The sequence below is a fragment of the Paenibacillus alba genome (genome assembly GCF_013204855.1).
GTDB classification, from domain to species: Bacteria; Bacillota; Bacilli; order Paenibacillales; family NBRC-103111; genus Paenibacillus_E; species Paenibacillus_E alba.
In genome coordinates, this window is the sequence record NZ_JABMKZ010000015.1 from 1 (window position 1) to 13,300 (window position 13,300).

Sequence of the window (13,300 nt, forward strand, 5' to 3'; positions counted from 1 at the left end):
CCATCTTGGTTTCCAACTCCTGAAGGCGTTTAGAATCTTCTATACGCTCACTCACAGAAGGAAGGGATTCCTCACCAAATCTTTCTTTGTAGAACTTAACCCAGTTCGTGATCGTGCTAGGCGACACTGAATATTTACGTGCAAGGTAAGATAACTTCGTTCCACTGAGTGCCTCTTGAGCTACCTTGATCCGTTGCTCATCATAAAGGATATTGCTTTTCATACATCTCATTCCCCCTCACCAATATTGTACCTTATTGCATATTGATGACTCCAATCTAATTAGGGGGCTTCAGAGAAAAGCCTCAAAAACCTGCACAAACGCAGGAATTTAATCGTTGAGGCTATTCCAAGAGCAAAAAAGATGCACAATTGCAGGTTTAGAGAAAACAACTGGAGCTAGAGCTCACAAAAAGTAGAAGGCTCATCAAGAGATTATCAAAACCCGTAACAACTATAGTGAAATAGATCCGGACGCTATATTCATACGTTGGAAAGAAGACCACATACAGAACGGCCAGTTTATGTCAGGTTATAATGCACAAATCCGAGCTGCCGGTAATCGAAAAGTAAAAGTAAGTTTGGAATAGGCACGTTTGAGCCTCTCCGAATCCCAATCAAAAAAAGCTGTCCCTCAAGTAGGTTTATCTACTTATGGGACAGCCCCCTTTTTGGCATGCTCAGCTTGCTTTCCCGGCGAGGCTGCCTGCTTTGCGTGTTGAGCCTGCCTTTTCGGCAGGCTCAGCGGGCATTTGCAGCTTTTTCACCTCTGAGACGGCGTTTGGACTGGCTCAGCTCGACTTTGATCGGTTTTGAGCAGCAGTCAGGCGGATGATTAAACTGGAGCCTGTATTCGGTCACATCAAGAAAAACCGTGGATTCAAAAGTTACCTGCTTCGAGGCTTGCCTAAAGTAAGCCTGAACGTCGGGTGGCTTTCGCTTGCCCATAACCTGCCATAGAAAGCAGCAGTAGACGCAAAAAGCACAGGAGTTAAGCAGATGCAAGCCGCTTAACTCCTGTGCTCATTTTATAATTCATTTTCCTTGAATATCATCTGTGTCTCGCGTCTTTCATTTTTGCTTACTGGACAGCCCCTTCCCTTATTAAATTCGCTTAGTTAAAAGGAATGGTCACTATAGATTGCTGGCCATTCGCGCTGCTGGCATTCGTGCGCAGCGTTGTGGCTGTGCTGCCGATCGCATTCCATACGTTAATTCGCACTTTTCCATTCACCAGATTAGCAAAGCTGCCCGCAGATGACTTAAGTCCTTGCCCTTGCGTATAATTCTCCCAATCCACTACCGGATTCGTTGCAAAGTAATTGTACGTTTCGGTCCGGTCCCACGTGCCATCGCCGGTAAAATCATACTGCACCTGCACTTGCAGTCCATCTCCTACATTTGCTCCTGCATCCACAAATAAATTAAACCCTGTTGCCTTCGAAGCATCATACGTTCCGTTCAATCCTGCTATCAAATACGTTGTCGCATTGGTCGGCGTCCCGTCGTGGTTGGTTCCCCCCGCGCTTGCGATCGTATTGGTTGTCGCGCCGGTTCCAGCCGCTGCACTAAGCACTCCGCCTGTATTCACATACAGCTTAGATACCGCTACCCCGCCGCTGCTGGTTACCGAGAAAGCTTGGCTATTGCTAGCTGTTCCATTCACGGTTACTACCACATTATAGCTGCCTGCGGCTAATCCACTTGGCACCGTCGCTTGAATCGAGGTGCTGCTCCAACTTGTCACAGCAGCGGCTATTGCCCCGAATTTCACCGTCGATGCTCCTTGCGTGCTGCCAAAATTCGTTCCTGTAATCGTCACGCTCGACCCTGCTGCGCCTGATACTGGACTTAAGCTGGATACGGAGGGCGTTATCGACGCTGAGGTCACCGTAAATGCTTGTGAATTACTCGCTGCGCCATTCACGTTCGCTACAACCTGATAACTGCCTGCGGCAAGGCCTGACGGTACCACTGCAGTAATCGACGTATTCGACCAGCTGGTAATTGCCGCTGCTGCCGTACCGAACTTCAGGGTAGATGCGCCTTGCGTCGCCCCAAAGCCTGAGCCGCTAATCGTGACTGCACTCCCCACTGGGCCAGATGTTGGGTTTATACTGCCAATGCTTAAACTAGTGCCGGTCAAATATTCAGCTGTAAAAGGATTATACCGGGCTATGGCAATAATTAGCCAGCCTGTGCTCGATACACAGTTCTCCTGCTTCATTTGCCAATAGTTATTGTTCGAGCCCTTTAACGAATAAGGCATTCCACCAAGCAAGGTTCCACTCGTTCCTTGTTTCTTAATCATTTCATTCAGGATGGAATCCGCTTTGCTTGTATTTCCGTTCATGAAATGCGCCAAAGACATGAATGCAGAGCCTTCAAGCCAAATATCCGCACATCGATTGCCATTCGGCTGTCCTGTCTGTGTTTGTGCTGGCGCACAATCATATTGCCAGTCAAAATCATATGCCGTCATCATATGCCCTTGACCATCATAATCCAAGGTCTGCACATATTTGGGATCTGTTAAGGTTCCTGCTCCATTGGCATTGTCAATAAAAGCGAGGGATTGTTTATAATCTCTTACCCCTGACAACCCCAGAGAAAGCACGCCCCAAGGGTTGACATCCATCGGAATTGAAGGATCGAGCAGATTCGTATTATTTTTCCATCCGCCGCTCCAACGTTTAAGTGTATCGTTCTAAACAACGTTATCCAAAAAGCTTTTCACACCAGCAGCCGCATTATTGTAAGCCGTTGTACGATCCGAAAAGACGTTGGCATAATACTTTAGAAGGTTATACATGTCTTCATTATGTTCCGTAGAAGTCCATACTTCATCGGTCAAAGCGGGGGGCGCATCCCATGTTGTCTTACCGCCTGATATGCCGCCATTCCCCTTTTGAAAAGCAATGCACCAATCCAAGGCTTTCTTGACGGTTGGCCGGTACCTCGTATCGCCATATTTTTTCTCATAGGTCATATAAGCCATAGCCATCCATGCAATGACTCCGACATGCTGACGAATTTCTTCACCAGCCCCATTGATCCACCAATAGGAATTAATCCACGAACCATTCGGATCTTGGAAATCCGCCATTTTGCTCAGCAGCTTCTCAGCCCGTACACGATCACCCTTTAACATAAAGGCAATCGCCGCAACACCTTGATCGTAAGTATACGCAACCTGCACGCGATTCGAGGCATCCCACCAATCGTCGAAGCTGTCAACCATGCCATCGCCTGCGGCACCAATCGTTAAATCCTGCTGCGCCTTTAACCATGTATAGGCATCGTCAGAGGCTGCGGATAACGTTGTTGCTGCACTGGCGCCCATGACGGCCGGAAAAACCATGACCAAACACAACAATGCGGATAAAAGCACTTTGATCAATTTTCGCTGACGGTGTTTCATATGCTTTTCACTCACCTTCTATAGGAGATTTCCTCTAGTTAAAAGGAATGGTCACTACCGATTGCTGGCCGTTCGCGCTGCTGGCATTCGTGCGCAGCGTTGTCGCTGTGCTGCCAATTGCATTCCAAACGTTAATTCGAACTTTTCCATTCACCAGATTAGCAAAGCTGCCCGCAGCTGACTTAAGTCCTTGCCCTTGCGTATAATTCTCCCAATCCACTACCGGATTCGTTGCAAAGTAATTGTACGTTTCGGTCCGGTCCCACGTGCCATCGCCGGTAAAATCATACTGCACCTGCACTTGCAGTCCATCTCCTACATTCGCTCCTGCATCCACAAATAAATTAAACCCTGTTGCCTTCGTGGCATCATACGTTCCGTTCAATCCCGCAATCAAATACGTTGTCGCATTGGTTGGTGTCCCGTCGTGGTTCGTTCCCCCCGCGCTTGCGATCGTATTCGTTGTCGCGCCGGTTCCAGCCGCTCCGCTAAGTACTCCGCCAGTATTCACATACAGCTTCGAAGTTGCGCCACCGCCGCCACCGCTCGTGACCGTGAAGGTCTGGCTATTGCTTGCTGTGCCATTCACGGTTGCGACCACATTGTAGCTGCCGACAGCCAAGCCGCTTGGCACGGTCGCCGTGATCGATGTACTCGACCAACTCGTTACGGCCGCTGTTGTTGTACCGAATTTCAAAGTAGATGCGCCTTGCGCTGCACCGAAATTCACCCCGCTGAGCGTAACGCTTGTTCCCACGGTCCCAGAGGCTGGACTTAAGCTGGTAATTGTCGGATTCGTTCCCGTACCGTTGGACGACGCAATTTCTCCCGCAGGCACACTCATCGTTTTCCCATCCGAGAATGTTACCGTAACCGCAGAAGTTCCCGCATTATAAGCAACATAGGTACGTACCGTCCCTTTCTTGAACACCCCGTAGGTCGGAATGTTTGCCGTTACGGTTGTATCCACTTGCCCTAATGCTGCCATATTGTAAAGAAAACTATACGTATGCGCCTTGCTTTCCCCATCCTCCGGCGTGTAATTCGGGTTCGCGTTGTATAGACTTATCGCCCCGGGAGCGTCATACAGCGATTGATATTCCCATAAAATATCTGGCCAGCTGGTCCAATGATCGGAGCCAAATTCGGTTTTGAGCTGATTGATAAATGCGCTTGAATAGGTTGGATTATTGCCTAAATAAGCTGAAGCTGCGGTGACGGGAAGAATATTAATACCGCGAATTTTTTGAGGATCATCTGTAAACCATGTCGCGTAGACCGACTTGCCGCCCCAGATCATCGAAGCATAATTATGATTATAGCCCGCTTTGAAATTCGTATTATTGATATTAAACCAATACTCGTTCACTGCATTGGTTTCTGTCGTATACAGATAAATGCCTAGATCACGTATCGTTGTATTGCCTGTCGCTTGGCCCCAAAGAATCAAACCAGCCCAAGCGTTAATCCCTTCGGAAGAAGATTCATTATTGTTTCCGTCTGCGAATTTGGCATCGCCGGATGCCCAAGAGTGCCCTTCATACGGATCAAAATTCCGCAAATATGGAAAACGAGTATCCGTTCGATCCCAGTTCGCGATATCTTTAATCAATAAATTCACCATCCCACCGAAGTTCGCTTGGGATGCCCAGGTAGGATTGTTTCTCGCCACCTCCGCAGCAGCGCGAATCCAGTACCCGTAATGAAAATGATGATCATTCAGCGATGAGTCTGATCCGTAACTGGCCGGATAACCAATCAGAGTGCCCCAGTTAGCATCATAATAAAAAAGATTATTGCTCTTGCCCGAGGCTACGAAGTTCGCGCTTAGCGTATTTTCTAAATACGACTCAAAGTTACTCGATGCCGCCGTGTTTCCCACTTGCTGAGAAATAGGCAGCAAATTAGCGATACGCCCCAAATACTTGCCTAACCAGTAGGTATCCGTTGCGCCAACGGTATGATTAGGCTCATTTTTTACCGCGTCCACTAAACTTGTTAGCGTTGCTGCTTGATAACCGCCCACGGCTGGCAAAGCAGGCAAAATCCCATTGTACGTTAAGCTTGTCGTAAAGGACGAACCTGTAACCGTTTTCATTAAACCGCGTACACTATCGTACGTATAAGCCGCAAAAGGCTGTGATGTATTTTTCCATTGGGCTGGATACAGCGCCAAGATGGTGCCTGTTTGGCTGCCTTCCATGGCTTGCGTTGTTACTGTGTAGGTTGTGTTTACTTTACTGGCAGAAGCATCGTAAGCAAAGCTGGATTGCGTATTGGTCACGAATGAATAGCCATACGTTTTGTACGCAGCCAATGTTGCCGCTGTATTGTCTGGGAGCAGCGCAACTGAGAAATAATTTTTGCCTGCCAAGCTATTCGTTAAAGTCGTACTTCCAATACCTGTCCACGTCGAACCTGTTGGTCCAAACAACGCATAATGATGACCGTTTACTGTAACACCCAACACGGATGTAGAGGCGCTGCCCGACCAGATCGTCGGCACCGAGCTAAAAGTCAATTTAGGCGTTCCGCCTACATAGGTGCTGTAGATAAAAGGCAATCCATGACCTGAGGTCACACGCATAGTGCCTCCAGCCCCATTATTCCAAAGCATCGAGACCGTCCAGTCGGAAAACCCATCCACCCTCGTATCAGGAAAATTGCTTGTTGCCGTAGAGCCTAATGTAAAATCATTCGAATAAGCGCCAAACATCGCATCCGCCGATGCCGATTGAACCGGATAACTGACGCCTAAACCACTGGCACCGGCCACAATGCCAAAAGGATGCGGAAACATGACATCCGAATACTGATCCCACGCTGCCGAGCTCCACCAATCGTTGGTTGGCATTGCCCCAGTCACATTTGCCGTTTTATAAATGGTTCCTTGGGGAGCGATTGCTCCAGCGGGAAGTGTCGTAGTATAACTGCCTGCACCAACGTTTACTGTCGCGGCAGCTGCATGATCAGGCATGGAAGCAAATAAGGAAATCAGGAGCACGGTAGACAAACAAGCAGATACTAATTTCGTCTTTCGATTGGACATTATTCTACCTCCGATTTTTAATGTAAAACGAAGTTTAGATAAGAATTTGCCATCCTTTTATACAAGCCTTAATTTCACCTCCTCACTTCTATTTGAATGTGTAAGGCTAAAGCTGAAAGGAATTACGAAAGCGCTTTCGAATTCAACGATACTACATTTTTTTCCATAAATCAATGCTTAAAAGAAAACTTTCTCGATTTACGAAACCGCTTTCGAAATCACGGATTTTGTATTATGATAGGCTATAATATAATCATTGTAAAAGTAGATAATCGAGGGGTTATTTTCCTAATGACGACCATATACGAAATTGCCAAACACGCTGGTGTATCCATTTCAACCGTTTCCAAAGCTTTAAATGGCTATGCCGACATTAGTCCCAAAACACGAGCGAAAATACAAGAGATCATCAAAGAACTCAAGTATCAGCCCAATGCCACAGCAAGAGGCTTAGCCACCAAACGCTCCTATATGATCGGTGCTTTTTTTCAGGATGATCTCAATTATGGATTTTTCCATCCATTTCTACATACGCTTTTAGAAAATTTCAAAGATGCTGTTGGGAGAAACGGTTATGATATCGTTTTTTTCACGAACACGGTTGCCCATGGAGGTCCTGACGATTATGAAGCCCGCGCCAAGCACCGGAATGTCGACGGTATCCTGCTTCTAGGGATTCATAAAGATGATCCTAAATTAGTGTCCTTGCAAGCAAGCAGCATCCCGATTATGTCGATAGATATGGATTTATCCGGCCCCAAAGTTGGTTATGTAACCTCGGATAACAGAGGGGGAGCCATCCGTGCAGTTGAACATCTAATTGCTCTAGGGCATCAACGAATCGGGTTCATCGGTGACTGTTTCTCCACACAAGTGGGTCATGAGCGATTCTTGGGGTACCAGCACACGATGCAGAAGCACGGTTTAACTGTTCAAGCGGAATGGATTACGCAAGGAAATTTTAGCGAGGAAAGCGGTTATACCGCTGCCAGAGATATTCTCCAGTTGACTCCGTGTCCAACGGCTATTTTCTGTATCTCGGATTCGATGGCGATCGGGGCCATGAAGGCTGTCCGCGAGCACGGATGGCAAGTGGGTGTTGATATCTCGATTGTTGGTTTTGATGATATTGCCATGGCCAGCCATGTACATCCTCCTCTAACCACGATTCGTCAAAATAAAGAGGAAATGGGCACACGGGCTGCTTTGGTCTTGGTCGATTTAATAGAAAAAGATGAAACCCCCTCCTCCGCTTTCTCCATCCCCACAGAGCTCATCATTCGTGAAAGCACCGGAGCTGCTAGATCGTAGTTTCAGCTGCCGTTTTCGGCTGGCTCGGTTCGGTTTTGATTGGTCTTGGGCCTTCATCGAACCTGAGCCTGCCTTTTTGGCAGGCTCAGTGGGGGTTTGCAGCTTTTCTACCTCTGAGACGGCGTTTTTGGCTGGCTCGGTTCGGTTTTGATTGGTTTTGTGCATTCATCGAGCTTGAGCCTGCCTTTTAGGCAGGCTCAGCGGGGGTTTGCAGTTTTTCCACCTCCGAGACGGCGTTTTCGGCTGGCTCGGTTCGGTTTTGATCGGTTTTGTGCATTCATCGAGCTTGAGCCTGCCTTTTTAGCAGGCTCAGCAGTGGTTTGCAGCTTTTCCACCTCCGAGACGGCGTTTTCGGCTGGCTCGGTTCGGTTTTGATCGGTTTTGATCGGTTTTGGGCCTTCTTCGAGCTTGAGCCTGCCTTTTTGGCAGGCTCAGCGGGGGTTTGCAGTTTTTCACCTCTGAGACGCCGTTTTTGGCTGGCTCGGTTCGGTTTTGATCGGTTTTGGGCACTCATCGAGCTTGAGCCTGCCTTTTTGGCAGGCTCAGCGGGGGTTTGCAGTTTTTCCACCTCCGAGACGCCGTTTTTGGCTGGCTCGGTTCGGTTTTTATCGGTTTTGGGCACTCATCGAGCTTGAGCCTGCCTTTTTGGCAGGCTCAGCGGAGTTTTGCAGCTTTCCACCGCTGATGCCGTAGCGTCTCTGGCGACAAGCGTCCGTCTAGCCGAAATATCGGTTATTCGGCAGCTCCCACAGGTGAACGGCAGCATCCCGTGCCCATTCCCAATTGGTTGTAATGTTGTTTGATGTTCACAATCGTCTGACCTTGCGTGACCTGGGCAATCCGTTGATCGATTGCTTCTACATCGACGGCTCTGCCCTCCAGAAGAGCATCAAAGGTTGTCTTGATTTCTTTAGGAAACACATTTCCGACCATACTGGACAAGCCATTACATCCACCAGATACCATATTGGAGACTAGGTTTCCATCCCCTGCTGCGAACCGAACAAACGATTCAGGAAACACCGTGCCTCTATGGCGGTGAACGTCTCCTGCCTCCTTCAAGCCCAAGATATTTTTATGTCTTTTTATTAAATCGTGCAAAGCCTCCAGACTCAAATCAAAACCTGTTCGCGAAGGATTGTTGTAAAGAATCACCTTCTTGGTTGTGTGTCTGAGCAACTCATCCACATACGAGACAGCTTGCTGCTGGGTCGGTTTAATGTAAGGAGGGAATCCGATCATGACGATATCAAAAACCGATCCTTCAAGGGCTTGGATCAATCTCACTCCGTCTCGAGTTGTCGTAGAGGCAACGCCAAAAATCAATTCAACATCCAGAAAGCGCTTCTGATTAAAATAGTCTATGATATGCAGCCGTTCCTCGATGCTCATTGAATGCTGTTCCCCTGTTGAACCTGAAACAAACATAGAGTCGATCCCGTTTTCTTTCAAATAATTGACGATTGGCTCGAAACCATCCAAGTACAAGCTTTCATCTTCTCGAAACGGAGTAGGTAAGGCAATATGAAAATTGTTCATGTGGATCAATAACCTCCCAGCCGAAAGTTTATAGTTACGTTGCAAACTATTTTGATGCAAATCGCCTTGCGATCGCCACGCTCAGTACAACACCGATATTTACGATAAAGATAGGCCAACCAATTGGCTCGTGCAGAACGAGCGCCGAAAGCAGCAGGCCGAAGAAAGGCTGGAGGAGCTGCAACTGCCCGACCGCCGCTATACCTCCTTGGGCAAGACCCCGATACCAGAACACAAAGCCGATGAGCATGCTGAATAGAGATACATAAGCAAGGCTCCAAAGTGCGGAACCACGGATACCTGTCCACGAAACCGGCATGTAATAAAACGAGAGCAGTAACATCACGGGAAGCGATAGAACGAGCGCCCAAGAGATTACCTGCCAGCCGCCCAGCCTCCGTGAGAGTCGTGCCCCTTCCGCATAACCGTAACCGCACACGATGATAGAAGCCAGCATTAACGCATCGCCGACTGGCGAAGCTGCAGCCCCTTGTGTGAGGGCGAATCCTGCTACAAGAAAGCTGCCTAGTGCTGATAATATCCAAAAGATTGGTCGCGGGCGTTCCCCGCCCCGCAGTACGCCGAAGATCGCCGTCGAAAGCGGCAGAAGCCCAATGTAGATAATGGCATGCGCGGATGTGACATACTGAAGAGCCAAGGCTGTCAGTAATGGGAAACCTACGACCACGCAGAGTGCTACTAACATTAGCGGAACGATGTCGCTTCGGATAGGCCTTTGCTGCCGGAAGATGAGGAGAAGCACTCCCGCTAACACCCCAGCAATTGCAGCACGGCATACGGTGAGGAATAACGGATCAAAATCCATCACAGCCAGCCGTGTTGCGGGCAGCGAGCCGCTGAAGATGAGTACGCCCAAGAGACCATTGATCCAGCCGCTTGTTGTTTTGTTCACAATAATCACCTCAAATTACACTTCTGTATGATTATTGCATTATAATAGATACAAAATACGATGTATATTGGTGTTTTATTTATCTGTATGGGTACAGATATTCGATTAATTCATTTAAATTGGAGGCAAATTTATGACAAATAAAAAGGAATCCATCCAGCAAATCATCCGTTCGGACATCGTGAGTGGCCTCATCCAACCTGGTCAGAAGCTGCCTTCCATCCGTCTGCAAAGCCAAAGATTCGGTTGCAGTCTCAACACAATTATTAGTGTTTACCAGGAACTCGAAAATCAATATCTCATTTATTCACGTCCGAAAAGCGGTTATTTTGTCGTTGCCAAAGAAGCGCTTCTTCCCCTGCTGCAAACCAAACGAATCGATTTCTCATCAGCGGCTCCCGATCCCGCTTCGATCCCGCAAATCGACTTTCGTCAATGCTTGAACAAAGCGATGGAACTATTTGAAACGTCAATATTCACTTATCCTGATCCGCAGGGCTTGCTTTCTCTTCGCCAGGAGATCGTGAAGCTTTTTCAGCAGCAGCAGGTTTTCCCATCGGCACAGCAAGTTTTTATATTTTCAGGCGCTCAGCAAGCTCTTCATCTGCTAGCCGGGATGCCTTTCCCCAACGGAAAAACCAATATCCTGGTTGAGCAGCCAACCTACTGGGGCATGCTGGCTGCGCTTAAGACACAAAGACAAACGGTAATCGGCATCGAAAGAACGCCTGAAGGGATGGATTGGGCAGCTTTGGAGCGCCATTTTCAAAGTAATATGATTAAGTTTTTTTACACAATTCCGCGCTTCCATAATCCGTTAGGCACTTCTTACACAGCGGAAGAGAAACAGCGACTCGCAGAACTCGCCAAAGCCAATGACGTCTACATCGTTGAAGATGATTATCTTGCAGATTTGGAAATAAACAGTAAAGCAGATCCTATTCACGCTTATAACGGAGCCAGTCATGTCATTTATCTCAGAAGCTTTTCCAAAGTAATGATGCCCGGATTAAGGCTTGCCGCGGCCGCAGTGCCCGATTCGTTCATTCCTATACTCCAGTGGCATAAACATTCGGCGGATCTGAGCAGCTCCGTGCTTTCTCAAGGCGTGCTTGAGATTTATATGAAGTCGGGGATGTATGCTCACCACGCGAAGCAAATGAAATCCTTGTACGATGATCGGATTAAACATTTAAGAGAAACTGCACAGCGATTATTGCCCAAAGAGTGCTTATATACGATCCAATTTTGCGGGGGGCTTTTCGCTTCCATACAGCTTCCAGACTCCGTTCATACAGAAGATTTGGTCAAGCGGTTAGAGAGTCGAGGCGTTGATGTATTGGCAACCGATAAGCATTTCCTGTCATCTTTCCCCAAGCTTAATTTGCTGCGCCTTAGCATCATTCGGACCGATGAGCATGAGATTGAAGAGGGAATTCGCATCATTGCCGAAGAACTGGAGCTTGCAAAATATACAAGCAGCTCGCCGAAGCCATTCTTTCGGTTATGAATAAACACAAAATCCCGACTGTCGTAAAGACAGTCAGGACTTTATGTTCCCTATTCCACCTGAAAATAAATCGGATTGGTGAACGCAATCATCGTTCTGCAGTTCGCAATAACGCCGTACAGCTCCGCTCTCAACCAGCTCAGCCCTGCGGTTTGCATAGGAATTGAAACCGATAATTGCGGCGCAGCCACGATCTGTTCGGACATCACGCCCAAGTTGCCAATCAAAATTATCGTGAATTCCTGTTCATCCAACTGCCAGTAAGCTGCACGCTCGGTCATATCCAAAGTCACTTTGGCTTCCCATCCATGCTGACCATGCGTTGAAGGCACCTCGTCCCCCATCCCGTAGACGCTTTCCAAGGATACGGAGGCGAGCGAGATTAACAGCAGCGGTCCCATCGTCACGCTGACGGCGCCTTTACGGATAGCTTCGACTACAGATTTATCCTCATAGGAGGATTCAGCATCGCTAGATTCCAGCTGCAAATACGAAACAGCTACAGGCTCCTGTGTTTTCTTCGAAGAAATATGCCAATCCCTTCCGCAAACGCCTGTAATCCGATAACCCTGATTCAATAAATCCGTCCACATCCGGTAAGCTCTTTGGTTGCTTGTCAAAATCGAAGGCAGCGTATACGACCACACTTCAATATAGTCAATATCATGCCAGTTGGAAACCTCGTATTCCCAGTAGCATCCGGTACAAAGCGGGCTCCCTATTCGAAAAGGATGGGCGATTCCGACGACTCCGCCTTGCTGATGAACTCGTTCAATTCCCTTATGAATATCCTTGATGCCTAGGTCTCTCCAATCCACATAGCGGGTAATGCCGATCATCAGCATATGGCCGAAAAATGTCGTCCATTCCATACCGCGAACAATATGCAGCTGGTTTTCTTGCTGAACAGCTTCACGCTCCAAAAGTGGGGACATGGTATTGTGATCAGTCATTGCAATTCCATACAAGCCGATTTCTTTGGCACTCTGGGCTAATTCAGACAAGGAATGCTCGCCATCGCTGTGATAAGTATGCGTGTGCAGTTCATAAGGCAGCCATTTCTTACTCACAAGCTCCCCTCCTCTTCCCACACCACAAGTTTAAAATCGCATGTTTCCGTAACAATCGCATGGAAGCTAAGCGTAACCGACCACTTGCCAGCAACGAGCGGCCCCGGCATCAAGCCAGGAGAAGCTTCCTCCGCTGTAAGGAACAATTGCTGCGAAATATCCTTGCGATGGCACGCCCCGCGGAATTTGGCAGGATCATCCAGCGAAACGGTCAGCAAATTGCGCAGCGGCAAATATTTTTTCCAACCGTCCTCTACTTGATGTTCGCTGTTTTCCTGATATTTCATTTGACTTGCCTGAATAATCTGCTTCGCTGCTTCCTCGTCTTCAAGGCAAGCTGGCGAATAATCAAATATAAGATGAAGCGTCCTGCAGTTCTCGGATACGGGAAAAAAGTAGGTCTGGTGTGTTTGCGTATCCGTGGAAGCTAAGGTCCCTTCTGTCGCATAGATCAATTTCATGGCTTGTTTTCACCTTCAATTCAAAT

At 47.9% G+C, this 13,300-nt stretch carries 11 protein-coding genes and 1 pseudogene; 4 read left to right on the top strand and 8 right to left on the bottom strand.

From position 1 onward, the window contains the following. Positions 1-223: helix-turn-helix domain-containing protein (locus tag HQN90_RS19085; protein WP_036635452.1), on the bottom strand; the 223-nt coding region annotated here is incomplete at its 3' end. A gap of 431 nt (positions 224-654) precedes the next feature. Here HQN90_RS19085 and HQN90_RS19090 point away from each other — a divergent pair. Then, positions 655-816, top strand: a complete 162-nt coding sequence (locus HQN90_RS19090; protein WP_173221571.1) for a hypothetical protein — start codon at positions 655-657, stop codon at positions 814-816. 3 nt (positions 817-819) lie between these two features. Beyond that, positions 820-960: pseudogene (locus HQN90_RS19095) on the top strand (transposase); the annotation flags it as partial. A 154-nt stretch (positions 961-1,114) separates the two neighbouring features. Here the strand turns inward: HQN90_RS19095 and HQN90_RS19100 are convergent. From HQN90_RS19100 to HQN90_RS19110, 3 genes are all read right to left on the bottom strand, one after another. Further along, the gene (locus HQN90_RS19100) at positions 1,115-2,638 is read right to left on the bottom strand and encodes an IPT/TIG domain-containing protein (RefSeq protein ID WP_173221573.1); all 1,524 of its coding nucleotides are present in this window, start codon (positions 2,636-2,638) and stop codon (positions 1,115-1,117) included. A gap of 69 nt (positions 2,639-2,707) precedes the next feature. Continuing rightward, positions 2,708-3,421 (bottom strand): prenyltransferase/squalene oxidase repeat-containing protein, encoded by a 714-nt coding sequence (locus HQN90_RS19105; RefSeq protein WP_173221574.1) that lies wholly within the window; start codon positions 3,419-3,421, stop codon positions 2,708-2,710. Positions 3,422-3,455: 34 nt separating this feature from the next. Then, positions 3,456-6,470, bottom strand: a complete 3,015-nt coding sequence (locus HQN90_RS19110) for a glycosyl hydrolase (protein WP_173221576.1) — start codon at positions 6,468-6,470, stop codon at positions 3,456-3,458. Between the two features lie 291 nt (positions 6,471-6,761). Here HQN90_RS19110 and HQN90_RS19115 point away from each other — a divergent pair, with 291 nt between their 5' ends. Beyond that, on the top strand, positions 6,762-7,781 hold the full coding sequence (locus HQN90_RS19115) for a LacI family DNA-binding transcriptional regulator (protein WP_173221578.1): 1,020 nt from the start codon (positions 6,762-6,764) through the stop codon (positions 7,779-7,781). 732 nt (positions 7,782-8,513) lie between these two features. Here HQN90_RS19115 and HQN90_RS19120 read toward each other — a convergent pair. After that, positions 8,514-9,320 (bottom strand): dihydrodipicolinate synthase family protein, encoded by an 807-nt coding sequence (locus tag HQN90_RS19120; RefSeq protein ID WP_173221580.1) that lies wholly within the window; start codon positions 9,318-9,320, stop codon positions 8,514-8,516. Between the two features lie 46 nt (positions 9,321-9,366). Further along, positions 9,367-10,233 (bottom strand): EamA family transporter, encoded by an 867-nt coding sequence (locus tag HQN90_RS19125; RefSeq protein WP_173221582.1) that lies wholly within the window; start codon positions 10,231-10,233, stop codon positions 9,367-9,369. Between the two features lie 133 nt (positions 10,234-10,366). Between HQN90_RS19125 and HQN90_RS19130 the strand changes: the two genes are divergently transcribed. Then, on the top strand, positions 10,367-11,743 hold the full coding sequence (locus HQN90_RS19130; protein ID WP_173221584.1) for an aminotransferase-like domain-containing protein: 1,377 nt from the start codon (positions 10,367-10,369) through the stop codon (positions 11,741-11,743). 50 nt (positions 11,744-11,793) lie between these two features. On the opposite strand, the gene HQN90_RS19135 is transcribed toward HQN90_RS19130, so the two are convergent. Together HQN90_RS19135 and HQN90_RS19140 are read right to left on the bottom strand one after the other, a co-directional pair. Further along, a complete protein-coding gene (locus HQN90_RS19135) occupies positions 11,794-12,813 on the bottom strand; it encodes a CehA/McbA family metallohydrolase (protein WP_173221586.1) in 1,020 nt (339 codons plus the stop codon). Next, complete coding sequence (locus tag HQN90_RS19140) at positions 12,810-13,274, bottom strand: hypothetical protein (RefSeq protein ID WP_173221588.1); 465 nt, start codon at positions 13,272-13,274, stop codon at positions 12,810-12,812. Before HQN90_RS19140 ends, HQN90_RS19135 begins: the two co-directional genes overlap by 4 nt. Positions 13,275-13,300: the final 26 nt, after the last annotated feature.